The organism is Qipengyuania sp. HL-TH1 (assembly GCF_036365825.1).
Taxonomy (GTDB): Bacteria; Pseudomonadota; Alphaproteobacteria; order Sphingomonadales; family Sphingomonadaceae; genus Qipengyuania; species Qipengyuania profunda.
In genome coordinates this window covers 2,605,480-2,629,883 of the sequence record NZ_CP142675.1, presented here as the reverse complement: position 1 = coordinate 2,629,883, position 24,404 = coordinate 2,605,480, and the positions used below count along the sequence as shown (strand labels likewise).

Sequence of the window (24,404 nt, the reverse complement as noted above, 5' to 3'; positions counted from 1 at the left end):
TTGGAGGAGCCATTCGTCATGACCGTCGAACTCAGGGGAATGAAGAAGAGCAGCGAGCATGCGGGGTCCAGCTTCAGCGGTTATCCGATGCTGGGGCTGATCCTGGCCTTGCTGGTGCTGGTGATCTGGAACGTTGCCGGAAATGTGCCGATGGACGGCGCGGACAAGGCGGCCAAGCTCACCTTCGTCGGCCTGCTCGTCCTGCCCATCCTCGTGCTGGCGTTTCTCGCCGCCGGATTTTTCATGATCCAACCCAACCAGGCGGCCGTGATCACGCTGTTCGGCGAATATCGCGGGACCGAACGGCGCGAGGGGCTGCGCTGGATATGGCCGTGGATGACCAAGAACAAGCTGTCGGTGCGCGCGCACAACATCCATTCGGAGCGCGTGAAGATCAACGATTTGCGCGGCAATCCGATCGAGATCGCCTGCAATGTCGTGTGGCGCGTCGCCGATAGCGCGCAAGCGAGTTTCGATGTCGACGATTACAAGGAATTCGTGAACATCCAGATCGAGGCGGGGCTGCGCACGGTGGGTTCGCGCCATCCCTATGACGATTTCGAAGGCGAGGAAGTCACGCTGCGCGGCGGCGCCGAGGTCATCAACCGCGAATTGCTCGAAGAACTCAACGACCGGCTGAAGGTCGCGGGGATCATCGTGGACGAGGCGGGGCTGACCCATCTCGCATATGCCAGCGAAATCGCCAGCGCGATGCTCAAGCGCCAGCAGGCCGATGCCATCATTGCCGCCCGGGCCAAGATCGTGCTCGGCGCGGTCGGCATGGTCGAGGATGCGCTGACCAAGCTGGCGCAGGACAATATCGTCGAGCTGGATGACGAACGGCGCGCGACGATGGTCAGCAATCTGATGGTGGTGCTGTGCGGCGAGAAGGACGTGCACCCCGTGATCAACGCGGGTTCGCTCTACCAATAGGTATGCGTAAAGCCCCGATCCGATGACAAAGAAGGCTTTCGCCCTGCGCCTCGACCCGGCGGTCCACGCCGCGATCGAACGGCTTGCCGCGAACGAGTTGCGCAGTGCCAATGCGCAGATCGAGATGTTGCTGCGCGAATCGCTGGCAAGGCGCGGGATCGAGGTGCCGGTTTCGAAGCCGCCCAAGCGCGGCCGACCAAAGAAGGAGGAGGAGTGAGATGACAGTGATTCACTGGCTGAGCGCCGGGGCCCTGCTGGCATCGGTGGGCGCCGCGCCCGCGGTGGCCCAGGAAACGCTGGTTGCCCCCGGGCCGCAAGGCGATCTTGCAGGAACGCTGGTCGCGCCCGCCGAAGGGCAACCGCTGGTCCTGATCATCCCGGGTTCGGGCCCGACCGACCGCGATGGAAACAGTTCGCTGGGAGTGACTGCGGCACCCTATCGCCTGCTCGCGGACGCGCTGGCCGAGCGCGGCATCGGCACATTGCGGATCGACAAGCGCGGTATGTTCGCCAGCAAGGCGGCGGTGGCGGACGCCAATGCGGTCACGATCGCCGATTATGTCACCGACACTGCAAGCTGGGTTGGCGCGGCGCGCACTGCGACCGGGGCCGAGTGTATCTGGCTGCTGGGGCATAGCGAGGGCGGGATCGTCGCGCTCGCCGCGGCACAGGAGGTGCCGCATCTGTGCGGGATCATCCTCGTGGCTGTGCCGGGCCGCCCGCTGGCCACCGTGCTGCGCGAGCAATTGCGCGCCAATCCCGCCAATGCGCCCTTGCTGGAGGATGCCGAAGCGGCGATAGCGACGCTGGAGACGGGCGAACGCGTCGATGTCACGCCGCTGCATCCTGCACTTCAGAGCCTCTTCGCGCCCGCAGTGCAGGGCTTTCTCATCGATTTGATGGCGCAGGATCCCGCAGCGCTGGCAAAGCAGACCGACCTGCCCATGCTGATCGTCCATGGCGGGAACGATCTGCAAGTCACCGCAACCGACGCCCAAATGCTTCGTGCGGCGGCCCCACAGGCCAAGTATCTCGAAATTCCGGCGATGAACCATGTGCTCAAGGACATTCCGGACGGCGCGCCCGCAGCGAACCGCGCAAGCTATGGCGACCCCTCGCTCCCGGTATCGCGCGCCTTGGTCGCGGGCGTGGCGGATTTCGTGACGCGCGATAGGGGAGCAAGCGAATGAGCGAGCGTGATGACGGGGCGTGGTTCGCACCCAAACGCTTCGGCTATGGCGCAGGGCTGCCGATCGCGTGGCAGGGCTGGGCGTTGCTGGCCGGGTACATCGCGGTGATGCTCGCCCCCACCCCTCTCCTCGAATGGGATCCCATTCTCGGCACCGGCATTGCCGCAGCCGTCTGGATTTTCGCGACAGCGCTCGTCCTGGTCGTCGCAAAGCGCAAGACGCGAGGCGGGTGGCGCTTGCGCATCGGCGAACGCGATTGACAGGAACAGCGCGATGGGCGGAGTTATTCTACTGTTAACCATCACGGCGTAGAAGAAAGCCATGGTTTCGCCATTCGTCTCTCCTGCTTCGCGCCTTCCGCGCTGGCTCCTCGCTGCGATTGCCGCGATGGCGGTCAGCGCGATCCCGTTGGCAGCGGTGGTGGCGCAGAACGGCGGATCGGCCAGCTTCACCGTCGCCGAGACTGGCCGCGGCTATGGCTCGCTACAAGCCGCGGTCGATGCGATCGGCAATCGCGAGGGCACGGTGGTGATCGCTTCCGGCAATTGGAACGAGTGCGCGGTACAGAGCGAGGGCGTGATGCATTTCCGTGCCGAACAGCCGGGCGAAGCGCTGCTGGGCGGCAAGGCATGCGAAGGCAAGGCATCGCTGGTGCTGCGCGGACGCGGGGCCAGCGTCGAAGGCCTGGTCTTCGCCGAGATCGCGGTTGCCGATGGCAATGGCGCGGGCATCCGGTTGGAACAGGGGCCGCTGCGCGTTTCGCAAAGCTGGTTCCGTGACAGCCAGCAGGGCATTCTGACCACCAATGGTGTCGACAGCGAGCTGGTGGTCGACAAATCGACCTTCACCCGGCTGGGCACTTGCGAAAACTCGGGCGGCTGCGCCCATTCGATCTATGCCGGCGATTACGGCCGCGTCACGGTGACGCGCAGCCGGTTCGAACAGGGCACCGGCGGCCATTACCTCAAGTCGCGCGCGGCGCGCAATGTGATCGAGGGCAACAGTTTCGACGACGCCAACGGCCACGGCACCAATTACCTGATCGACCTGCCCAATGGCGGGACCGGTGCGATCCGCGGAAACTGGTTCGTCCAGGGGCGCGACAAGGAAAACTGGTCGACGATGATCGCCATCGGCGCCGAAGGCGCGCGTTACACGTCCGACGGGCTGGTCATTGCCGACAACGATGCGCGGATGGTCCCGGGGCTGTCGCGCAGCCCGGCCTTTATTGCCGACTGGACCAATGACGCGCTGGTGATCGAGAACAACAGGCTCGGCAGCAACGTCAGGCGCTTCGAGCGGCGCTGAACGCCGGGGCGAAGCTCACCGCGCCGCGCGGCGCGTCGCCTTCAAGCACCAATCGCTGGAAATAACGGGGCTCCGCCCCGTCGTAGCGCAGCGCGGGATCGCATTCGAAGCCGAAGCGCGCGTAATAGGCCGGGTCGCCGACCAGCACGATCCCGCGCCCGCCGCTTTCGCGCAGATCGGCAATGCCGCGCTTGATCAGCGCCGAACCGATGCCCTGCCGTTGCAGTCCGGGCGCGACGCTGATCGGGCCGAGCCCGAACCACCCCTCGCTGCCATCGGAGATGGTGACCCGCGAAAATGCGGCATGGCCGACGATCCGCGTCGCATCCTCGGCCACCAGCGACAGCGCCAGATCGCATCGGCGCGCAGCCGGTCGACCAGCTGCTGTTCGTCGCCATCGGCATAGGGCATGTCCTGAAACGCCGCCTCGGTCAGCGCGAAGATCGCCGGTGCATCGCCGCCGCGTTCGGGCCGGATCGCGATCGCGGTCACAGCAAATGTCCCGACCGGTCGCGCTTGGTCGCAAGGTAATGCGCGTTGTGCGGATTGTCGGGCAGCGCGTGCGGCACGCGTTCGGCAATCGATACGCCCACCGCGGCGAGCGCCGTGACTTTGGCGGGATTGTTCGTCATCAGCCGGATCTCCCCGACATTGAGCAGGTCCAGCATCCGCGCTGCAGTGGGAAAATCGCGCGCTTCATCGGGCAGGCCCAGCCGCGTGTTGGCATCGACCGTGTCGAAGCCCTGGTCCTGCAGGCGGTAGGCGCGCAGCTTGTTGATGATGCCGATCCCGCGGCCTTCCTGCCGCATGTACAGGAGTATGCCCCAGCCGCCCTTGTCCGCTTCCTGCGCCATCGCCTGCAGCGCGGCGGCGAGCTGCGGGCCGCAGTCGCATTTGAGGCTGCCGAGGATATCGCCCGTGAGGCATTCGGAGTGCAGCCGGACCAGCGGAATACGGTCGGCCGATTGCTCGCCGATGATCAGCGCGACATGCTCGCGCGTGTCGTCGGGGCTGCGGAAGGCGACGATCCGCGCATCGTCGGCGGCGGCCACGGGCAGCCGCGCGCGCGAGGCGATCTGCAGCCGCGCGGCATCGGTAAAGGCGCCCACATCGGCAGCATTCAGCGCAACCGCTTCGCCGGCATTCTCCGGATCGACCAGAAAGGCAGGCAGCACGCCGGCGAGGCGGGCGAGTTCGAGCGCGGCGCGCGCCTGTTCCTCCCATTCGAGCGCCATGGCCTTGAACGGCCCCTTGAGCGGGTTGGCCATGTCTAGCGCCGGGTCGGCAACCGCCAGCGCGGCCGGCAGGTCGAACGGGTCGGCGCCGCGCATCAGCACCGGCTGGCGCGGCGCGGCGGCTTCGATCTGGTTGGCCAGCTTGAGCGTCGCCGCACGCGTGGCGGAGATCAGCATGGCCGATCCCGCCAGCTCGCCGAAAGCGGTTTCGACCGGTTGCAGCAGCGGGGCCCCTTCGATGGCGAGCGGCCAGCCGTGGCGCAGCGCGTCCACCGCCTGCGCCGCGCGCCGTGAAGGGGAGGCCGTGCTCAGAGCGTGAACTCCGTCACCAGCGGCACATGGTCCGACGGCTTTTCCCAGTCGCGCGCGTATTCGTGGATCGAATGGCCGGTGGCCTGCCGTGCGAGTTCGGGGCTGGCCCACATATGGTCGAGCCGGCGGCCGCGGTCGTTCACCTTCCAGTCCTTCGACCGGTAGCTCCACCAGCTGTAGTAGCGTTCGGGCGCCTTGACGTGTTCGCGCCCGATATCGCTCCAGCCATGCGCATCCATGAAGCGCTGCAGGCTCTCGACCTCGATCGGCGTGTGGCTGACCACCTTGAGCAATTGCTTGTGGTTCCACACGTCGCTTTCGAGCGGGGCGATGTTGAAATCGCCGACGATCAGCGTCGGGCGGTCGACCGCATCGGCCCAGCGGGTCATCCGTTCGAGGAAATCGAGCTTCTGGCCGAACTTGGCGTTGATCTCGCGATTTGGTTCGTCGCCCCCGGCAGGGACATAGACGTTCTCGACGATCATTCCGTCATGCTCGGTCAGCTCGACCCCGACATGGCGGGCCTCGCCATTGTCCTGCCAGTCGTGGCGCGAGAATTCGGTCAGTGGCGTTTTCGCGACCGTCGCGACGCCGTGATAGCCCTTCTGCCCATGTACCGCGAAATGCTCGTACCCCAGCGCGCGGAAGGCTTCGTAGGGAAACTGGTGCTCCTGGCACTTGATTTCCTGGAGGCACAGCACGTCGGGCGATTGCTCCTTCAAAAAGCGCTCGACGATCGGCATGCGCAGGCGGACGGAATTGATATTCCAGGTTGCAACGGTGACCATGCGGGGGCTTTAGGTGCCTTGGCCGATGGCAGCAAGCGGGCACCGCGCGGCGACTTGGCCGGTGCCCCGCAGCGTCACGCTATCGTCTTGTTCCGCCGTGATATATGGCGCCGCCAAATCTACCCGGAGACATTGCATGACCATCCGCCCGTTCTGCCTGACCATCTGCGCCGCGGCGCTGGCCTTGGGTGGCTGCACCACCACCAACAATTACAATTATCCCGACAAGGCGCGCGCTGCCCCGGCTGCCAGCGAAACGCAGGCCGCGGGCAAGGCGAAGAACGTCATCCTGTTCATCGGCGACGGCATGGGGGTTTCCACCGTCACCGCCGCGCGGATCTATGCGGGGCAGAAGCAGGGGCAGAGCGGCGAGGAATACGTCCTGCCGTTCGAGACCTTCGACAATGTCGCGCTGGTCAAGACCTACAATACCGATGCGCAGGTCGCCGACAGTGCGGGCACGGCCAGCGCCATGCATACGGGCGTGAAAACCCGGATCGGCGTGCTCGGCTACGGGCCCGGCGTGACCAAGGGCGACTGCGCCTCGGGCAGCGGGCACGAGCTTGGCCTGCTCGGGGAAGAGGTGAAGCAGCGCGGACTGGCGCTGGGCATCGTCAGCACCGCGCGGCTCACGCATGCGACCCCCGCCTCGGTCTATGCGCGCAGCGTGTCGCGCGACTGGGAAGGCGATACCGCGATTCCCGAAGATCAGCGCGGACGCGGTTGCAGCGACATCGCGCAGCAATTGGTCGGCGCACCGTTCGATGTCGCGCTGGGCGGCGGCAGCGTGGCATTCTTCGGCAAGCAGAACGGCGGACTGCGGCTCGATGACGGCGCCAACCTTCCCGCGGACTGGGCGGCGGCAACCGGGGGCCATTTCGTCACCACTGCCGCTGACCTGGCCGCGGCCCCCGCCGATGCGCCGCTGCTCGGGCTCTTTTCGCCCAGCCACATGACCTACATGGTCGATCGCGACGCCGAGAGCAGCGAGCCCACGCTGACCGACATGACCGCCGCGGCCGTTACCCGGCTGGCAGGCGACCGGGACGGCTTCTACCTGATGGTCGAAAGCGGGCGCATCGATCACGGGCACCACGCGGGGCAGGCGGGCTATGCGCTGGAGGAAGCGGTCGAGTTCGCGCGGGCGATCCAGTGGGCGATCGACAACACCGACCCGGCCGAAACGCTGATCATGGTCACTGCCGATCACAGCCATGTGTTCACCATCGCGGGCTACCCGCGGCGCGGCAATGATATCCTCGGCCTGGTCGTACCGCCCGCCGCCGGGGGCGAGCGTGGCGACGACCCGATGCTGGCCGCCGATGGGAAGCCCTATACCACGCTGGGCTATGCCAATGGTCCGGGCGCGGTGAAGCATGATGCGGGCGGCGGGCGGCCGATCCCCGAAACCGGGGTGATGGCGCATCAGCAGGCGCTGGTGCCCATGGGTTCGGAAACGCATGCGGGCGAGGATGTCGCGCTCTACGCCAATGGCCCGGGCGCGGGCAATGTGCGCGGCGTGATGGAGCAGAACCTGATTTACGACGTGATCCGCACGGCATTCGGCTGGGACGCTGAATAGCGGCGCCATCGCGCCCATCCCATGCGAACAACAAAAAACCCTCGCGCCGGGGGCATTGGCGCGAGGGTTTCCTGTGAGCGTTCGTCACGCTTGGAACGAGACGAACCAGATCGAGGGGGTCAACAGGGGGGAAACCCGCCTCGTGTCGTCTCGTGGATTAGAAATTAGGCCTCGCTCGATTGCTGTTCAATGAACGCCGTGGAGCGGGATAACGCATAGATCGCACAATTCGCCGCGTGCCCGTTTATCCCGGACGACGGGACGAACGGCGCGGGTCGCGGAAAGTGAACGCGCTGTCGGCCACCGCCACGCCGTAACGCTGGTTCGCGAGTCGGACGGTGGTGCGGTGGTTCTGCGAATCGAGCGCGACCCAATGCGTCAGCCGCAGCCCGCCGGGCGATGCGGCATCGCGGGCGAAGATCAGCGTGATCACGCCAAACTCGGGCCGCTTGGTATCGCGTACTTCGACGCTGACGACATCGGGGTGGCTGGTCGGCACCAGCTTGCCGAAGCGCTTCACGTCGCGGCTCGGGTCGAGCAGCGCGCCAAGCGGCGAGTTCTCGATCGGCCAGCGCTGGACCTGGTTGACCTCGTAGTCCACCATATACATCGACTTGCCGTTCGAGACGACGAGCATGGGCACGCCCTTCTCGTATTCGAAGCGGATCTTGCCCGGCCGCTTGAGCGTCATGACCCCGCGGACGGTCTGGCCGCTGCGGTCGGTCTGGACGAAATCGGCCTTCATCGTGGAGATGCCGCGCAAGGCGGCAACGGCCTTGTCGAGATCGCCCTGGGCGGCGGCCACCGGGGCCGGCGCCAGGATGGCGGATGCAGGAAGCGCCGCGGCCAGCGAAAGGGCTAGCGCGGCGCGAATCGATTTATGCTTTTGCAAAGACAAGGTGCTCATGCTCCTGCGGTTAGGGTCGGAGCATTGAACCATCGCTGAACCCCGCTCGTTCCCGCGGTTCAGCTGGTTGCGCATTACTTGATCTTGGCTTCCTTGAACTCGACGTGCTTGCGCGCGACGGGATCGTACTTGCGGAAGGTGAACTTCTCGGTGTGATTCCGGGGGTTCTTCTTGGTCACATAGTAGAAGCCCGTGTCGGCGGTCGAGACGAGCTTGATCTTGACGGTTGCGGGCTTCGCCATGGCGTGTTCCTAAAGATCTGAAAGGGGCCGATGGGGCCCGAAAAAACAAGGGCGGCGCGCAGAGCACCGCCGTTCCGGCGCGCCCATTGGGCGATTCACCGGCAAAAGTCAAGCATTCTACCAGTCGACCCGGCCACGCTTGGACTTCACTTCGCCGCGCGCCTTCTTGGCCTTGAGACGCTTGACCTTGCCCACGCGGTTGACGCGGCTCTGCTTGCGTTTGCGCGGCGGCGTGAGCGCTTCGGCAAGCAGCGCGACCAGCCGTTCGCGCGCCGCCTCGCGGTTCTGTTCCTGCGTGCGGTATTCATTGGCGGTCAGCACGATTTCACCGCCCTTGGTGAACTTGCTCCCGGCGATGTCCTTGAGGCGCTCGAAGGATTCGGGATCCATGCCCAGCTGGAACACATCGACCCGCAACTGGACCGAGGTAGCGACCTTGTTGACGTTCTGCCCGCCGGGGCCCGAGGAGGCGATGAACTTCTCCTCGGCAATTTCGAGAGCCTTGTCGGCTATCCTACCCATCGCCGAAGCCGAGCGCGGTGAAATCGCGCGGGACGGGGGCGGTGGCGGCGATCGGCGGTTTGCCCTCGCGCGGGACGGTGATCGCCGCGGCATGCAGCATGGTGCGCGGGGCGCCCTTGCCGTCGCCATAGACCGGATCGCCCAGCAGCGGCAGGCCCAGCCCCGCCTCGCAATGCACGCGGATCTGGTGGGTACGCCCGGTTTCGGGACGGAATTCGAGCAATGCGCGGCCATCGATTTCGGCGAGCACGCGCCAATGGGTGATCGAGGGCTTGCCCTTTTTCGCCGCGATCATGCGCCAGCCCTTTTCGGCGCTGCTGATCTTGGACAGCGACAGTTCGATCGTCCCTTCGCTTGCGTCCGGCACACCGGCCAGCACGCCGAGATAGCGCTTTTCGACCCGGCGGTCCTCAAAGGCGCGCGAGAACCGCGTCAGCGCCTTGGGATTGCGCGCCAGCAGCAGGCAGCCGCTGGTATCGGTATCGATCCGGTGCACCGGCACCGGCGCGCGCTGGAACCCCAGCTTGAGCTGCTCGAAATGGTCTTCGAGGCACGCGCCGCCCCGCCGCGGGCGTTCGATCGGCAACCCGGAAGGCTTGTCAATCACCAGCGCCTCGCCGTCTTCGAAAAGGATCGGGATCTGCATCATGTCTTGAGTGTCGCTTTCATCAGGAGCCGCAGCGCATTGCCGAGGTAGAAGCCCTTGTCCAAATCCTCGATCCGCAGGTCCGCTTCGCGCACGCGGCCTTGCTCGATCAGGGTCCGGCGATAGACACCGGGCAGCAGGCCGAGGCGCGCGGGCGGGGTGAGCAGGCCGCCGTCGCCATCCTCGACGAAGATATTGGTCACGCAGCCCTCGGTCAGCAGCCCGTCTTCGCGCACGAACAGCGCTTCTTGCGCGCCGTGACTGTGCGCGACGCGCTGGGCATCTTCGTAAAAGCTGCGGTCGGTGGTCTTGTGCCGCAGCCGCCAGTCGCCCGGGTCGACCGGCAGCGGCAGGACGATGCAGCGCGCCGGTTCGGGCCAGGCCTGCGGCAGGTCGCGCGCCTCGAGCGCGATCGCGCCCGAGCGGGCGGCGAACAGGCGCACCCGGCTGGGCCGCTCGAGCACAAAACACAGCGCATGCAACTGGTTGCGCGCTTCGTGGCGGTCGAAGGAAAAGCCGAGTTCGGCGGCGCTGTCTTTCATCCGCTGGAGATGCATTTCGAGCTGGGCGATCCCCTTGTCGGGGGTGAAGCGCATGGTTTCAATGAGGTCGAATTGCGCGGCGCGGCAAGCGGGCGAGGAGCTGCGGGCAAAGGCCCCCTTGAGTAGCGCCTCGCGCCATTCGGTACGCGGTTCGCTGTCGGCGACGATCGCGCCGCCCACGCCCAGCACCGCCTTGCCGCGGCCGTTCTCGATCTCGGTCAGCCGCAAGGTGCGGATCGCCACGTTGAAGGCCGCATCGCCGCCTGCGCCGATCCGGCCGATAGCCCCGCAATAGGCGCCGCGCGGATCGCGCTCGACCGTGTCGATCAATTCCATGGCGCGGATCTTGGGCGCACCCGTAATCGACCCGCAGGGGAACAGCGCGCGGACGAGATCGACCGCGCCTTCGCCCTGCCCAAGCCGGGCGCGGACCACGCTGACCATCTGGTGGACGGTGGGGTAGCTCTCGATCGCGAAGGGTTCGTCCACCCGCACGCTGCCGGCTTCGGCGACACGGGCGAGATCGTTGCGCATCAAATCGACGATCATCAGATTCTCGGCGCGGTCCTTGACCGAACCGGCGAGCTCTGCTGCCAGCGCTGCGTCGGTCTCCGCATCGCTGCCCCGCGGGCGCGTGCCCTTCATCGGCTTGGCCTTGGCCTCGCCATCCTTGAGCGAGACGAACAATTCGGGGCTGAGGCTGAGCAGCCAATGCGTACCGTCGAAAATGACGCCGCCATAGCCCGCCTGCGCCGCCGGGCGCAGCGCGGCGTAGAGCCCCAGCGGATCGCCGGTGAAATTGCCCGCCAGCGGGAAGGTCAAATTGGCCTGGTAGATATCGCCCGCGCGGATCGCGTCCTGCAGCGTCCCGAAAGCCTGCGCATAGCCGCCCGGTGACAGCTGCGGCTCGAGCGGGCCGACACTGCCACCGCCTTGTGCATGCGCTGCCAGCCAGTCGGGCATGTCGGCTGCGGCGATCCGCGTCGGTGCATCGAACAGGCCGAGCCAGACCAGCGGCCCGCCGCCGCCGCTGCGTGCATCGGCGAGCGGGCGAAGCCGGTCTTCCAGCGCCAATCCGGCCTCGTAAGCGATGAAGCCCGCCAGTTCGCCGCCTGCCTGCCGCGCGGCTTCCGCCGCCGCAAGCGCTTCGGCAACCTGTTCGGGGCGCTGGGCGATGAAAATTTCGCGCGGGTTCTCGAACAGCAGAGCATCCGCCGCGCCGCATTCGCGCGCATCGTCGAGCAGGACAAAGGGACGCTTTTCCGCCATCGGTGCCAGCCTTTACCGCAAGCGCTGCGCCTGTCGAGGGATAGCTTGACCGCACCCACAAGGCTGCGCCACACCGCAAGGGCGGGCGAACCATCGGGAGCGGGCAGCACAATGAGCGAGATTTTTCTTGGACTGGGCGGAAATGGCGAGAACCAGCACTTGCGGCTCGACCAGGCCAATCGCCACGGTCTGATCGCCGGGGCGACGGGCACTGGCAAGACGGTGACGCTGCAGGGGCTGGCGGAAAGTTTCTCCGCCAATGGCGTCCCGGTCTTCGTTGCCGATGTGAAGGGCGATCTGGCGGGTATCTCGATGGCCGGTTCGCCGCAGTTCAAGCATGCCGACAAGCTCGAAGCGCGGGCGGCGGAACTGGGCATGGAAGACTATGCCTATGCCGACAATGCCGCCGTTTTCTGGGATCTGTATGGTGAGCAGGGCTTCCCGATCCGCACCACCATTTCGGAAATGGGGCCGTTGCTGCTGGCGCGGTTGCTCGATCTCAACGAGACGCAGGAAGGTGTGCTCAACATCATCTTCCGCCATGCCGACGATGATGGACTGCTGCTGCTCGACCTCGGCGACCTGCAATCGATGCTCGCCTATGCCTATGAGAACGCGAAGGAGCTTTCGGGCACTTACGGCAATGTGTCGAAGGCCAGCGTCGGGGCGATCCAGCGGCAGCTGCTGAGTTTCGAGAGCCAGGGCGCGGACATGTTCTTCGGCGAACCCGCGCTGGAGATCGACGATTTCCTCGCGCTCGACGACCAGGGCCGGGGCGTGATCAACGTGCTCGCCGCGGACAAGCTGATGCGCGGGCCCAAGCTGTACGCCACCTTCCTGCTGTGGCTGCTTGCCGAATTGTTCGAAAGCCTGCCCGAAGTGGGCGATCCCGACAAACCCAGGCTGGTGTTCTTCTTCGACGAAGCGCACCTGCTGTTCGATGACGCGCCCGAAGCGCTCGAAGACAAGGTCGAACAGGTCGTCCGCCTGATCCGCTCGAAAGGCGTGGGCGTCTATTTCGTCACGCAGAACCCGATCGACATTCCGGAAAAGATCGCCGGCCAGCTGGGCAACCGCGTTCAGCATGCGCTGCGCGCCTTCACCCCGCGCGACCAGCGCGCGATCAAGGCGGCCGCGGAAACCTTCCGCATCAATCCCGAACTCGATGTCGCGCAGGCGATCACCGAATTGAAAGTGGGCGAGGCGCTGGTTTCCTCGCTCGACGAGGACGGGGCGCCGACGGTGGTCCAGCGCACGCTGATCAAACCGCCGCAATCGCGTCTTGGCCCGGTGACCGAGAAGGAGCGCAAGATCGTCAATTCGGTCAGCGCGCTCGATGGGAAATACGACGTCGCGGTCGATCGCGAGAGCGCCGAGGAAGTGCTCGCCGCCAAGGCAGTCGACGCGGCCGCGACCGCCGAGGAGGTCGCGGAGAAGGGCGAAACCGAAGTACGCAAGCGCAGCCGCAAGACCACTTCGCTATGGGAAAAGGCGGGCAAGGCCGCGGCGGGGGCTGCCGCGAGCAGCGCCGCTTCGCTCATCGCGGCCAAGGTGCTGGGCAAGAAAAGCCGCGCCAATCCGGCACGGTCGGCTGCGACTTCGGCCGCCGGGTCGATCGCGACCGAGTTTGGCGGCAGTATCGCGGGCCGCTTCGTCCGCAATCTGGTCGGCGGGTTGATGCGCTAGGTCGGAATGCGGATTTCGGCGCGCAATCCGCCTTCGGGACGGTTGGCGAGCGTCAACGTCCCGCCATGCTGTTCGGCCACCGCGCGCGCCAGCGTCAGGCCCAGCCCGGAGCCGCCGGTTTCACGATTGCGGCTGGCCTCGCCGCGCGTGAAGGGCTCGAGCATTTCGTGAATGCGGTCCTCGGGAATGCCCGGGCCCTCGTCCTCCACCCGCAGCACCGCCATACCGTCCTCGCGCAGCACGCTGACATGCGCCGTGCCGGCATAGCGCAGCGCATTGGTGACGAGATTGCGCAGCCCGCGCTTGAGCCAGGTGAGATGCACCGGGGCGGCGATGCGTGCGCCGCCGGCAAGCGTGACCGGCTGGCCCAAATCCTCGAATTCCTCGATCACCGACGCGGCCAGCGCGCCGAGCTCGGTCATTTCGGGCGGCGCATCGCTGCGCCCGATCCGCGCGAGCGAAAGGATCTCGTCGAGCGTGCGGGTAATGTCCTCGATCGTCGCCGCCATTTTCGCGCGCGCGGCCTCGTCCTCGACGCTTTCGATGCGCACCCGCAGCGCGGCGAGCGGGGTTTTCAGATCATGCCCGATGGCGCCGAGCATGACGTCCTTTTCGTCGAGCATCGACCCGATCCGTCCCTGCATCGCATTATGCGCTTCGATCAGTCGGCGGACATCCTGCGGGCCGCTGGGTATCAGCGGTTCCTCGGGCGCGCCCGCGCTCCCGAACCGCCGGGTGCGGTCGGCCAGCGCGGCGAGTGGGCGGGTAATTCGGCGCAGCACGAAATAGAGCAGACCGACGAGCACCAGGAACAGGATCAGCGTCTGCAGAACGAGGGTGCGGACGATGCCGCGATCGGGGGGCGGCACGGCGAGGCGGGCGACCTGCCAGCCATCGGTGCCCTCCTGCCGCAAGCCGACCACCAGCAATTCATGCGGCGCGGTGCGCAGGCGCTGGTCCCATACGGGGTGGGTCTGCTCCAGCTGGCCGACAAGCGGATCCGACTCCAGCGAGCGGTCGGTGACGACGATTTCGGCCACTTCCAGGCCCTGGCGTTCAAGCTGGCGCGTGATCGCGGCCTCGCGCGCCGAATTGCGTTCTTCGCCGGAGAGCAGCGGGCTGGTCTCGCTGTTCGAGAAACGGATGCTGCGCGGCAGGCGGATGAACGGTTCGTCTTCGACGGGGCCGGGCCGGCCCGATGGCGGACGCGCGCGCCGGCGCCGTTCGTCGCGCAGGTCGCGGCGCTGGCCGACGAGGAGCTGGAAGCTCGCAGCGCTGGTCACGGCAAGCTCGCGCCGTTCGGAAGCCGCGCGGTAGAGCATGGTCGCCGAGATGGCCTGCGCGATCAGCAGTGCAGCGGCCAGCGCCAGCATGACCTGTCCGAGCAGGCTACGGGGCAGGAAACGCGTCATGCGTTGTCGTTGCGCGCGACGCGCGTGACCTCGGCACCGAAGCGATAGCCGCCGCCGCGTACGGTCTGGATGAAATGCGGGTTGCGGCTGTCGGTTTCGATCTTGCGCCTTAGCCGGCTGATCTGGTTGTCGACTGCGCGGTCGAATAGCTGGGCTTCGCGCCCCTGAACCATATCGAGCAACCGGTCGCGGTCGAGCACCTGCCGCGGGTGATCGCAAAAGGCGCGCAGCATGCGGAACTCGGCAGTCGAAAGCGGCACCAGCGCATTGTCGGGATCGGTTAGGCGGCGCTTGAGCGGGTCGAGATGCCAGTCTTCGAACCGATAGAGGAATTCCTCGTCGGCCACGGCGGCAGGCCGTTCGGCACGGCGCAGCACCGAGCGGATGCGCGCCACCAGTTCGCGCGGTTCGAAAGGCTTGGTGACATAGTCGTCGGCGCCGATTTCCAGGCCGATGATCCGGTCCATGGCTTCGCCCTTGGCGGTGAGCAGGATCGTCGGCAGGCCGCGGCTCTCGACCAGATGGCGGCACAGCGACAGGCCGTCTTCGCCGGGCATCATGATGTCGAGCAGCGCGAGGTCCGGCAATTCCTGCGCCAGCAGCGTGCGTGCCTGCGCGGCGCTGTCCGCCTCGCGCACGACGAACCCCTGGCGGGTAAGATACTCCGCCAGGGGTTCGCGCAGGCTGCGTTCGTCATCGACGAGCAGGATGGAGGTGGACGCGGGTTCGGTCATAGGTAATTCAATTCCGCGCCTACCGCCCGGTGGTCCCTGCGATCAAGCGTTACTGGCCGCGGCGCTCGCCGCGCTTGGCACGGCGTTCGCCCTTCTGTGCATCGCGTTCCTCGGCAGAAATCGCGCCGTCGCCATTGGTGTCGAGCTTGGCGAAGCGGGCCTCGACCGAAGCATCGAATTCGGCGCGGCTGATCGCCTGGTCGCCATTGGTATCGGCGCTCATGTGCATGCCGCCGCGCTTTCCGTCACGGCCACCACGTTTGCCGCGTTCGCCGCGGGCTTCGTGCATTGCGGCCAGTTCGGCTTGCGAGAGGCCGCCCGACTGGTCGGTATCGGCCTTGGCGAAATGCTCGGCCATGCGGGCGCTGCGATCACCGCCGCGAGTGCCGCGCCGTTCGGCACGGTCGCCGCGTTCGGGCCGGTTCGCCTTGCGGGCTTCATGCGCAGCCGTCATTTCGGCTGCGGTCAGCTCGCCATCACCATCGGTGTCCGCCTGGGCGAACATCTGGGTGCCCTTGGCCGCGCGGTCGTTGGCATTGAGCACACCATCGCCATTGGCATCCATGCGGGCGAAGCGCGCAGCGCTGGTGGCCTGCATTTCGGCCAGCGTGATGCGGCCATCGCCATCGGTGTCGGGATTTTCCCCGCCACGGTGCTGCGCGATTGCAGCAGTGCCGGTCAGCGCCAGCACGGCAGCGGAGAGAGTGAGGAAGGTCTTGTTCATTGCTTATCTCCAAAAGTGGAGAGCTGCGACGGACCAGGGGTCTGAGGGGAGGGACGTATTCGCCCGCCGCAGCTCGTATCCCCGTTCTAGGCCCGCAATGTCGCAGCAATATCCCGAACATGGCCTGAATTGTAACGAATTGCATCGGCGCGGCGGACCTGTTCATCGCGCTGCAAGGCAGCGGGGCCGGTGCCGGGTGCCCTCGCCCGCAGTGATGAATATGGCGGTGGCTTCGCTATCGATATCGGCAATATGCCACACGCCCGCGGGATTGATGGCATACTCCCCCGCCGCCAGCGTCGTGCTTTCGCGGCGCCCTTCGGGAAATTCCTGCGTCAGCACCATCGTGCCCGCGGTGCAGATCACCACTTCCTCGCCCAGCGGGTGCATTTCCCAGCTGGCCCAGCTTTCGGTAAAGTGGTGCTGGCCGACCAGCCGCCCCTCGCGCCCGTCGGCCCCGTGCCGCTCGCCATAGGCTTCGTACCATTCGAGCCCGTCGAAGGGCGGCTGCGGCACCGCCGTCGCGCCCAGACCCAGATGGATGAAACTGTCGGCGAGACGGTGCGGCCGGGCCATGTCAGGTCACCTTGTCCATCAGGAAAGCGTTGAGCTTGTTGCCATCGGGATCGCGGAAATAGGCCGCATAGAAGACCATGCCGTTGGCGTCGGGTTCGCCGCGGGGACCCGGTTCACCCTCGCTGGTGCCGCCGTTGGCCAGCGCGATGTCGTACAGCCGCTGCACCTGATCGCGGTCCTGCGCCTGCAGGGCCACCATGGTGCCATTGCCGACGGTCGCCGCTTCGCCATCGAATGGCTTGGTCGCAGCGATACCCGCCGCGCCGTCCATATTGCCCCAGGCGATGAAGCTGTCGAAATCCATCATCCGCCCCACGCCCAGTTCGGCCGCGATGGGATCGTAGAACCGAGCCGCTCGCTCGAGATCGTTGGTCCCCACTGTCACATATCCGATCATCTGCACTCTCCTTGTCGAAAACGACTCGCGACCGGCGGAACATTAAGGGAACGTAGATGAACCTACAAGGGCGCGCATTGCTCCTCGAGCCAAGCGAGATCATCGCCTTCGAGCTGCGGGGCGAGCGTGGCGTAGACCGCGGTGTGATAGTCGTTCCACCAGCCGATTTCGGCCTCGCTGAGCAGAGCGGGGTCGACCAGCGTCCGGTCGAGCGGAACCATCGTCAGCGTTTCGAAGCCGAGATACTTGCCCTCGCTGTCCGCAAGACCCGCATCGACCACCAGCACGAGGTTCTCGATCCGGATGCCGTATTCGCCGGGCTTGTAGTAACCGGGCTCGTTCGACAGGATCATCCCCTCGCGCAGCGGGGTTTCGGTGCCGGGGAAGGCGCCGCCCGGCTTGCTGATCCGCTGCGGGCCCTCGTGGACCGAGAGGAAGCTGCCGACGCCATGCCCGGTGCCGTGGCCGTAATCGACCCCGCCGTTCCACAGATGCATCCGGGCCAGCGCGTCGAGCGCGCCGCCCGTGGTGCGATCGGGGAATTTCTGCATGTCGAGCTGGATATGGCCTTTGAGCACGCGCGTGTTGCGCTCGACCATCTCGGCGCTGGGTTCGCCCGGGCCGATCCACACGGTACGGGTGATGTCGGTGGTGCCGTCGAGATACTGGCCGCCCGAATCGACGAGGTAGATCGACGACGGCGGGATCGGGATATTGCTGTCTTCATCGACCTTGTAATGCGGCAGCGCGGCATGGCCCGCTGCGGCACTGATCGTATCGAAGCTCGCATCCTTGAGCAGGCCGCCCGCTTCGCGGAATTCGCGCAGCTTGGCCGCCGCGGCGAGCTCGTCGACGCCGCCCTTGGGCGCTTCGATGCCGAGCCAGCGCAGGAACCGCGCCACGGCGGCACCATCGCGCGACTGGGCATCGCGGTGGCCCTGCTGTTCGGCTGGGTTCTTGATCGCCTTGGGCAGCACGGTCGGATCGTCGGTGCGCACCACGCTGGCGCCGCCCTGTTCCAGCGCGTGGAAGATGCCCGCCACCGCATGGTTCGGATCGACCGCGACCCGCTTGCCGTCCAGCGCCTCGAGCGCGGGTACGAATTCCGCGCGGTCGCGCACCGTCACCGCATTGCCGAGATGCTGGGTGAGTTCGGGCGTGACCTTGTCGGGCGCGATGAACAGTTCGGCGGTTCCATCGGCATGCGCCAGGACATAGGACAGCGCGACCGGAGTGTTGTCGACATCGCTGCCGCGCATGTTCAGCAGCCACGCGACCGAATCGAGCGCGCTGACGACGGTCGCATCATACCCTTCCTGCTTGAGCCAGTCGGCCACTTCGGAACGCTTGTCGGCGCTCGACCGTCCGGCATGCTCGTCGCCATGCGGCACCGCTGTGGCCAGCGAGGCCTGCGGACGGTCGTCCCAGATCGCATCGATCGGATTGCCGTCCACCGGGACCAGTTCGATGCCCTTGCGTGCGAACGCGGCTTCGGCCTCCTCGGCCCAGCCGATCCCGTGCAGCCATGCGTCATAGCCGATCTTTGCCCCCTCGGGCGCGTGCTCGGCGATCCATTTGGCGGGCGATGTGGCGGGCACATCCTCGTAATCGTACAGCGCCCCGCTGACCTGCTCGCGCACCTGGACGGTATAGCGCCCGTCGGTGAACATCGCTGCGCGGTCCTGCAGCACGGCGGCACTTCCGGCGCTGCCGCCGAAACCGGTCAGCCAGTTGAGCCGCTGGGCATAGGAGCCGACATATTCGCTCATATGCTCGTCCGAGATGGGAATGACGAAGCCGTCGAGGCCGCGGCGGGCCAGTTCCTTGCGCAATCCGTCAAGACGGGCTTCATGGGTCTGCATCAGCATCGAGAAATCCTTTCCTTCGCGCCGGTCGCGCTGGGGAGCGACTCGGTGCTTGCGGCGCGTGGCGCAGCCGCATAATCACTCCCCCGTCATAGTCATCCGCGGCGCTCCTTTCCAGTTTTGCGCCGCCCGGGGGAGGACCACCCATGCCTTTCATGCGATACGCCGCGTTCCTATCTGCCGCATCGCTGGCGCTCAGCGCGCCGCTCCACGCCCAGAACTCCGAAGGGACCACAGTGCCACAGCCGACTTCGCCGCCGACTGCCGAAAAACGCGACCACAGCTATTCGCATCACGGGATCACGATTTCCGACCCCTATCATTGGCTGCGTGACCAGTCCTATCCGACGATCGACGACGAGGACGTGCTCGACCATCTGAAGGCCGAAAACGCGTGGTTCGAAGCGCGGATGAAGCCGCAGCAGCCGCTGGTCGACGAATTGTTCGCGGAGATGAAGGCGCGCATCAAGGAAGACGATTCCACCGTGCCGCAGCGCCGCGGGGATTATCTCTACTGGTCGGAGTTCGAGGAAGGCGCGGAATACCGCAAATATTACCGCAAGCCGGTTGCCGGGGGCGACGACGTCCTGATCCTCGACGAGAACGCGCTGGCCGAGGGGGTCGAATATTTCCGCCTGGGTGCGTTTTCGGTGTCGCAGAACGGCCGCTACCTCGCCTATTCGGCCGATACCAACGGCTCCGAACGCTTCACCGCGCGGATCAAGGACCTGGAAACGGGCGAACTGCTGCCCGACGAGATTCCCGGCACGCTGTCGGACCTCGTCTGGGTGAAGAACGACACGGCGCTGGTCTATGGCACTGCGGACGACAATTGGCGCGTCCACGATGCGACCATGCATGTCCTCGGCACGCCGGTCAGCGAAGACGTCGAACTCTACCGCGAAACCATGGATGAGGGTTTTCGCGTCGGCACCGGCCTGTCGGCACAGGAAGACTGGCTGATCATTTCGACCGGCGACAACGAGACCAGCGAAGTCCGCTTGGTGCCCGCCAGCGATCCCACGGCGGAGCAGGTGCTGGTCAAGCCGCGGCAGAAGGGCGTCGAATACGATGTCGATGTGCGCGACGGGATGGTGTGGGTCCATACCAATGACGATCACGTCAATTTCCGGCTGGCGACCGCCAAGCTCGAGACGCCGGGCGACTGGACCACGCTGATTTCCGGATCGGACGAGTTTTACCTGACCGGTTTCGAACTGTTCAAGGACTTCTATGTCACCGAAGGGCGACTGCGCGGGCTCGACCAGATCCAGCTGCGGTCCTACAAGAATGCCAATCTGGTCAAGCCGATCGCCTTTGCCGAGGCCAGCTTCAGCGCAGGGCTGAGCAACAATCCCGAATACGATCAGGACACCCTGCGGCTGGCCTACGAGAGCATGGTCACGCCCGATTCGGTCTATGACTACCACGTCGCCACGGGCGAGCTCGAGCTGCTCAAGCAGCAGGAAATCCCCAGCGGTTACGACCCCGCGCTCTACACCACCGAGCGCGTCGAAATCGCCGCGCGCGACGGCACGATGGTTCCGGTCAGCATCATCATGCGCAAGGACCGGCCGAAGACCGTTCCGCTGCACCTCTATGCCTACGGCGCCTATGGCTACGCGGTGCCGCCGGGCTTCTCGACCTCGCGGCTGAGCCTGGTCGATCGCGGCTATGCCTACGCCATCGCGCATATCCGCGGCGGCGACGACCTGGGCCGCAAGTGGTACCTGCAGGGCAAGCTCAACGAGCGCACCAACACGTTCAACGATTTCGTCGACGTGGCGAAGGGACTGGTCGCCAAGGGCTATACCGAGAAAGGCCGGATCAGCATTTCGGGCGGTTCGGCGGGCGGCGAGCTGATGGGCGCGGTGGTCAACACCGATCCCGAGCTGTGGGGCGCGGTGGTGGCGCATGTGCCCTTCGTCGATGTGCTGTCGACCATGCTCGACGGAGAGTTGCCGCTGACGCCGGGCGAATGGCCCGAATGGGGTAACCCGATCCTGAGCAAGCAGGCCTTCGCCTACATCCTCAGCTACAGCCCCTATGACCAGGTGACCGCGCAGGATTACCCGCCGATGCTGGTGACCGCCGGCCTCAACGACCCGCGCGTTACCTATTGGGAACCCGCCAAATGGGTGGCCAAGCTCCGCGAGGTAAAGACCGGCGACAGCGAGCTGCTGCTCAAGACCAATATGGGCGCGGGCCACGGCGGCAAGTCGGGCCGTTTCCAGTCGATCTACGAAACCGCCGAAGAGGTCGCCTTCATCCTGTGGCAGATGGGCGAGGCCGAGTGATACCCAGCTTCACCCGCAGCTTCACCGCGGAGGCGCGCCACATCGACGAGATGGGGCACGTCAACAATGCGGTGTGGGTGCAGTGGATACAGGACATGGCGACCGCGCATTGGGACGCCGCGGCGCGGCCCGAGGACCGCGAGAAATTTGTCTGGCTCGTGGTCCGCCACGAGATCGACTACCGCGGCAATATCGACCTGGGGCAGAGCGTCGAAGGCACGACCTGGATCGAAGGCGGGGCACGCGGCGCCAAGTCGCTGCGCCGCGTCGATTTTCGCGATTCTGCGGGCCGGGTGATCGTCAGTGCGGCGACCACCTGGGCCATGCTCGATCGCACTTCGGGGCGCCCCGCGCGGGTGCGCCCCGAAGTGATCGCGCCGTTCCTCTGACCTAGCGGAGCAGTTCCGCCGCCGGACGATAGTCGTAGCCGAGTTCGGTGGCGACCGCTTCATAGGTCACTTCGCCGCGGTGGACGTTGAGCCCTTCGGCGAGATGCGGATCGGCGGCGAGCGCATCCTTCCAGCCCATCCGCGCGATGCGCAGCGCATGCGGCAACGTCACATTGTTGAGCGCATAGGTGCTCGTGCGCGCCACCGCGCCGGGCATGTTGGCAACGCAATAATGGACGACATCGTCGATGACATAGGTCGGTTCGGCATGCGTGGTCGCGCGGCTGGTTTCGAAACAGCCGCCCTGGTCGATCGCGACATCGACCAGCACCGCACCCTTGTGCATGTCCTTGAGCATCTCGCGCGTTACCAGCTTGGGTGATGCGGCCCCGGGGATCAGAACGGCGCCGATTACCAGATCGGCATTGGTCACTGCGTCGTAGAGATTGGCGGCGTTGGAGAAGCGCGTGCTGGCGCGCGCCTCGAAATGCGTGCCCACCTTTTCGAGCACTTCGGGATCGCGATCGAGAATGGTCACGTCGGCCCCGAGGCCGACCGCCATCTGCGCGGCATTGAAGCCGACCACGCCGCCGCCGATCACCACGACCTTGCCGGGCATCACGCCCGGGACACCGCCAAGCAGCACACCGCGTCCGCCATGCGCCTTCTCGAGCGCGGTGGCGCCCGCCTGCACGCTCATCCGGCCGGCCACCTGGCTCATCGGCTTGAGCAGCGGCAGCTGGCCGCGCGGACCGGTCACCGTCTCATAGGCGATCGCGGTGACGCCGCTGTCGAGCAGTTCCTTCGTCTGGTCCGCGTCGGGTGCCAGGTGCAGGTAAGTGTAGAGGATCTGGCCCTCGCGCAGCTTCTTGCGCTCGACCGACTGCGGTTCCTTGACCTTCACCACCATTTCGCATTCGGCGAAGATCGGATCGGGACCGTCGACGATTTTCGCCCCGGCAGCGACATATTGGTCGTCATTGGCGTCGATGCCGGCACCCGCCTGGGTCTCGATCCACACCTCGTGGCCCTGCATGACGAGCTCTTTCGCGCTCTCGGGCGTCAGGCCGACGCGGTATTCGTGGTTCTTGATTTCCTTGGGGCTGCCGATGCGCATTGGGGGGACTCCTTGATTGCGCGCGTCCGTTACAACTGCAACCAAGCGGCGGCAAGCCTGTCACCCTACTCGCAGGAGGTGACCGGTCTAGTCGGGCACAGTGCCCGCAGCCGTCGACCAGGCGGCGGTCACGGTATTCCCTGCTCCCGATGTGGTAGTGTCGATATAGCGGGCGTCCGCGCCGAGCGCCTGCGTCACCGCCGCGAGCGCACTTTCGCTGCCGCTCAAGGTGATCCGCAGACCGGTGCGCCGCGCAGCCCAGCCGATTAGCGCGACCCGCGACGTATTCGCGTCATCGAGACCCTCTTCGCTCACGGTAACCTCGGGCAAGGCGACAAGGGGCGGGCGCAAATCGACCGTCCAGCCCGGCGTCGTGCGCTCGAGCCGCTGCTCCAGCTGGCGGTAGCCCGAGAGGGTGAGGCCTGCGAGCGGTTGTGCGGTCGCCTGAACCGTCTGGTTCTCGCGGTCGAGCATCACATCCTTGCGCGCGACTCCGGCGATCAGAGCGACGCTTTGCCCCAGTGTCGCGATCTGGCGCTCGCTCGCCTCGGCCGCCTCGCGCACGCGCGCCTGCGCCAATGCGGCCTGCTCGGCGGCGCCCGGATCGGTACCGACCTGGAACTGGTCGATCGTCACCACCACCGGCCGTCCCAGCCGCTGGGACAGCCGTTCGGCCACCTCGCTGTCGGCGCCGGGATTGAACTCGGGAGTAAAGACGCTGGCAGCGATGGTTACGGGTTCGGCCGCCCAATTGACGATCGGCTGTTCGACCCGCGCGCGTCCGGTGAAGGCCTCGGCGACCTCCTGGTTGACGATCCGCTGGCCGTTCGCCTCCCAGGCAATCGTCCGCAGCGAGAAGCCGAGCGGCACCGCCAGCGAGACGAACACCGCCACCATCACCATCGACTGCAACCGGGTCTGGCGGTGCGTCATGTCCGACTGGAAGCCGTAGAGCCGCGCCATCAGCGCAGCGGTCAGTCCGATCGTCACGAGGTTGGTGATGAACAGGCCCAGCGCGCCGCCGAAGACCGTCCAATTGAAGGTGGCGAGGCCGAAGCCCACCACCGCCAGCGGCGGCATCAGGGCGGTGGCGATCGCTACGCCCACGATCGTGCCTTCACGGCCGCGGATCACCGCATAGGATCCGGCCAGCGCCGAAAACAGCGCGACCAGCAAGTCGAACAGATTGGGCCGCGTGCGCGCGGCGATTTCCTCGGTCACCGTCTGCAGCGGCGAGAAATAGACGATCAGCGCACAGAACAGGATTGCGAACACCGACCCCGCCACCAGCGCCTTGCCGCAGCGCCGCAGCCAATCGGCATCGCCCGTGGCGAGCGAGAAGCCGGTGCCGAGGATCGGGTTCATCAGCGGCGAGAGCAGCATGGCGCCGATAACCACCGCAGGCGACGACAGCAGCAGGCCGAGGATCGCGATGCCCGCGCTCATCGCGGTCATGAAGATATAGCGGCTGGTGAGCAGCGATTCGCCGCGCACGCGTTCGATCGTGGCGACATGGTCGAGATCGGCGATTACCCCGTCGCGCCACCACATGCGCACTTCGACCAGCGCGCGCAGTATCGTCAACCGGCTGATCGGCCGGCGGCTGGCGAACGCTCCGGTGCGGGCCTTGTCGGTCTCGGCTGCGCTTGCGGTGTCGTCGGTCGGGCTGGTCATCGGCGCGCTATCTAGCTCGCCCATCCCCGCGAGTCGCGTGGATTCTGCACCTCGTGG

25 protein-coding genes are annotated in these 24,404 nt (G+C 66.2%); 9 read left to right on the top strand and 16 right to left on the bottom strand.

The window, feature by feature from the left end:
• Window positions 1-18 precede the first annotated feature (18 nt).
• From VWN43_RS13465 to VWN43_RS13445, 5 genes are all read left to right on the top strand, one after another.
• On the top strand, window positions 19-933 hold the full coding sequence (locus VWN43_RS13465) for an SPFH domain-containing protein (RefSeq protein WP_320181401.1): 915 nt from the start codon (window positions 19-21) through the stop codon (window positions 931-933).
• A gap of 22 nt (window positions 934-955) precedes the next feature.
• On the top strand, window positions 956-1,150 hold the full coding sequence (locus VWN43_RS13460) for a type II toxin-antitoxin system antitoxin (protein ID WP_320181402.1): 195 nt from the start codon (window positions 956-958) through the stop codon (window positions 1,148-1,150).
• 1 nt (window position 1,151) lies between these two features.
• Entirely contained in the window at window positions 1,152-2,123 is a 972-nt protein-coding gene (locus tag VWN43_RS13455) for an alpha/beta hydrolase (RefSeq protein ID WP_320181403.1), read from the top strand.
• A complete protein-coding gene (locus tag VWN43_RS13450; protein ID WP_320181404.1) occupies window positions 2,120-2,383 on the top strand; it encodes a hypothetical protein in 264 nt (87 codons plus the stop codon). The genes VWN43_RS13455 and VWN43_RS13450 overlap by 4 nt, the downstream gene beginning before the upstream one ends.
• Before the next feature lie 61 nt (window positions 2,384-2,444).
• A complete protein-coding gene (locus tag VWN43_RS13445) occupies window positions 2,445-3,431 on the top strand; it encodes a right-handed parallel beta-helix repeat-containing protein (protein WP_320181405.1) in 987 nt (328 codons plus the stop codon).
• On the opposite strand, the gene VWN43_RS13440 is transcribed toward VWN43_RS13445, so the two are convergent.
• From VWN43_RS13440 to xth, 3 genes are all read right to left on the bottom strand, one after another.
• Entirely contained in the window at window positions 3,409-3,768 is a 360-nt protein-coding gene (locus VWN43_RS13440; protein ID WP_320181406.1) for a GNAT family N-acetyltransferase, read from the bottom strand. The two genes, VWN43_RS13445 and VWN43_RS13440, sit on opposite strands and share 23 nt — an antisense overlap.
• 151 nt (window positions 3,769-3,919) lie before the next feature.
• On the bottom strand, window positions 3,920-4,939 hold the full coding sequence (gene ribA / locus VWN43_RS13435; RefSeq protein WP_320181407.1) for a GTP cyclohydrolase II: 1,020 nt from the start codon (window positions 4,937-4,939) through the stop codon (window positions 3,920-3,922).
• A 35-nt stretch (window positions 4,940-4,974) separates the two neighbouring features.
• Complete coding sequence (gene xth, locus VWN43_RS13430; RefSeq protein ID WP_320181408.1) at window positions 4,975-5,766, bottom strand: exodeoxyribonuclease III; 792 nt, start codon at window positions 5,764-5,766, stop codon at window positions 4,975-4,977.
• A 136-nt stretch (window positions 5,767-5,902) separates the two neighbouring features.
• Between xth and VWN43_RS13425 the strand changes: the two genes are divergently transcribed.
• Complete coding sequence (locus VWN43_RS13425; RefSeq protein ID WP_320181409.1) at window positions 5,903-7,348, top strand: alkaline phosphatase; 1,446 nt, start codon at window positions 5,903-5,905, stop codon at window positions 7,346-7,348.
• Window positions 7,349-7,592: 244 nt separating this feature from the next.
• On the opposite strand, the gene VWN43_RS13420 is transcribed toward VWN43_RS13425, so the two are convergent.
• The 5 genes from VWN43_RS13420 to pabB all read right to left on the bottom strand — a co-directional run bounded on the left by VWN43_RS13420 (window position 7,593) and on the right by pabB (window position 11,476).
• Entirely contained in the window at window positions 7,593-8,255 is a 663-nt protein-coding gene (locus VWN43_RS13420) for a LolA family protein (protein ID WP_320181410.1), read from the bottom strand.
• Window positions 8,256-8,329: 74 nt separating this feature from the next.
• Window positions 8,330-8,497: a 50S ribosomal protein L33 gene (gene rpmG, locus VWN43_RS13415; RefSeq protein WP_050601641.1), complete on the bottom strand. Its 168-nt coding sequence runs from the start codon at window positions 8,495-8,497 to the stop codon at window positions 8,330-8,332.
• A 117-nt stretch (window positions 8,498-8,614) separates the two neighbouring features.
• Window positions 8,615-9,019: an alternative ribosome rescue aminoacyl-tRNA hydrolase ArfB gene (gene arfB, locus VWN43_RS13410; RefSeq protein WP_253521459.1), complete on the bottom strand. Its 405-nt coding sequence runs from the start codon at window positions 9,017-9,019 to the stop codon at window positions 8,615-8,617.
• Window positions 9,012-9,665, bottom strand: coding sequence for an RluA family pseudouridine synthase (locus tag VWN43_RS13405; protein ID WP_320182166.1), 654 nt, complete (start codon window positions 9,663-9,665; stop codon window positions 9,012-9,014). The genes arfB and VWN43_RS13405 overlap by 8 nt, the downstream gene beginning before the upstream one ends.
• Window positions 9,665-11,476 (bottom strand): aminodeoxychorismate synthase component I, encoded by a 1,812-nt coding sequence (gene pabB, locus VWN43_RS13400; protein WP_320181411.1) that lies wholly within the window; start codon window positions 11,474-11,476, stop codon window positions 9,665-9,667. The genes VWN43_RS13405 and pabB overlap by 1 nt, the downstream gene beginning before the upstream one ends.
• Before the next feature lie 111 nt (window positions 11,477-11,587).
• Between pabB and VWN43_RS13395 the strand changes: the two genes are divergently transcribed.
• Entirely contained in the window at window positions 11,588-13,162 is a 1,575-nt protein-coding gene (locus VWN43_RS13395; RefSeq protein ID WP_320181412.1) for a helicase HerA-like domain-containing protein, read from the top strand.
• Here VWN43_RS13395 and VWN43_RS13390 read toward each other — a convergent pair.
• From VWN43_RS13390 to VWN43_RS13365, 6 genes are all read right to left on the bottom strand, one after another.
• Window positions 13,159-14,574 carry a sensor histidine kinase gene (locus tag VWN43_RS13390; RefSeq protein ID WP_320181413.1) on the bottom strand — a complete coding sequence of 472 codons (1,416 nt, stop codon included), beginning with the start codon at window positions 14,572-14,574 and terminating at the stop codon, window positions 13,159-13,161. The genes VWN43_RS13395 and VWN43_RS13390 overlap by 4 nt on opposite strands.
• Window positions 14,571-15,308 carry a response regulator gene (locus VWN43_RS13385; protein ID WP_320181414.1) on the bottom strand — a complete coding sequence of 246 codons (738 nt, stop codon included), beginning with the start codon at window positions 15,306-15,308 and terminating at the stop codon, window positions 14,571-14,573. The genes VWN43_RS13390 and VWN43_RS13385 overlap by 4 nt, the downstream gene beginning before the upstream one ends.
• Before the next feature lie 49 nt (window positions 15,309-15,357).
• Window positions 15,358-16,032 carry a hypothetical protein gene (locus tag VWN43_RS13380; protein ID WP_320181415.1) on the bottom strand — a complete coding sequence of 225 codons (675 nt, stop codon included), beginning with the start codon at window positions 16,030-16,032 and terminating at the stop codon, window positions 15,358-15,360.
• A 162-nt stretch (window positions 16,033-16,194) separates the two neighbouring features.
• Entirely contained in the window at window positions 16,195-16,608 is a 414-nt protein-coding gene (locus VWN43_RS13375) for a cupin (protein WP_320181416.1), read from the bottom strand.
• Between the two features lies 1 nt (window position 16,609).
• Window positions 16,610-17,005, bottom strand: a complete 396-nt coding sequence (locus tag VWN43_RS13370; protein ID WP_320181417.1) for a VOC family protein — start codon at window positions 17,003-17,005, stop codon at window positions 16,610-16,612.
• 62 nt (window positions 17,006-17,067) lie between these two features.
• Entirely contained in the window at window positions 17,068-18,873 is a 1,806-nt protein-coding gene (locus VWN43_RS13365) for an aminopeptidase P family protein (protein WP_320181418.1), read from the bottom strand.
• A 152-nt stretch (window positions 18,874-19,025) separates the two neighbouring features.
• Here VWN43_RS13365 and VWN43_RS13360 point away from each other — a divergent pair, with 152 nt between their 5' ends.
• Both VWN43_RS13360 and VWN43_RS13355 read left to right on the top strand, forming a co-directional pair.
• Complete coding sequence (locus VWN43_RS13360; protein WP_320182167.1) at window positions 19,026-21,167, top strand: S9 family peptidase; 2,142 nt, start codon at window positions 19,026-19,028, stop codon at window positions 21,165-21,167.
• The gene (locus tag VWN43_RS13355; protein ID WP_320181419.1) at window positions 21,164-21,556 is read left to right on the top strand and encodes an acyl-CoA thioesterase; all 393 of its coding nucleotides are present in this window, start codon (window positions 21,164-21,166) and stop codon (window positions 21,554-21,556) included. Before VWN43_RS13360 ends, VWN43_RS13355 begins: the two co-directional genes overlap by 4 nt.
• 1 nt (window position 21,557) lies before the next feature.
• Here the strand turns inward: VWN43_RS13355 and ald are convergent, their stop codons facing one another.
• Both ald and VWN43_RS13345 read right to left on the bottom strand, forming a co-directional pair.
• Window positions 21,558-22,673, bottom strand: a complete 1,116-nt coding sequence (gene ald / locus VWN43_RS13350) for an alanine dehydrogenase (protein WP_320181420.1) — start codon at window positions 22,671-22,673, stop codon at window positions 21,558-21,560.
• 87 nt (window positions 22,674-22,760) lie between these two features.
• Complete coding sequence (locus tag VWN43_RS13345) at window positions 22,761-24,347, bottom strand: DUF389 domain-containing protein (RefSeq protein ID WP_320181421.1); 1,587 nt, start codon at window positions 24,345-24,347, stop codon at window positions 22,761-22,763.
• Window positions 24,348-24,404: the final 57 nt, after the last annotated feature.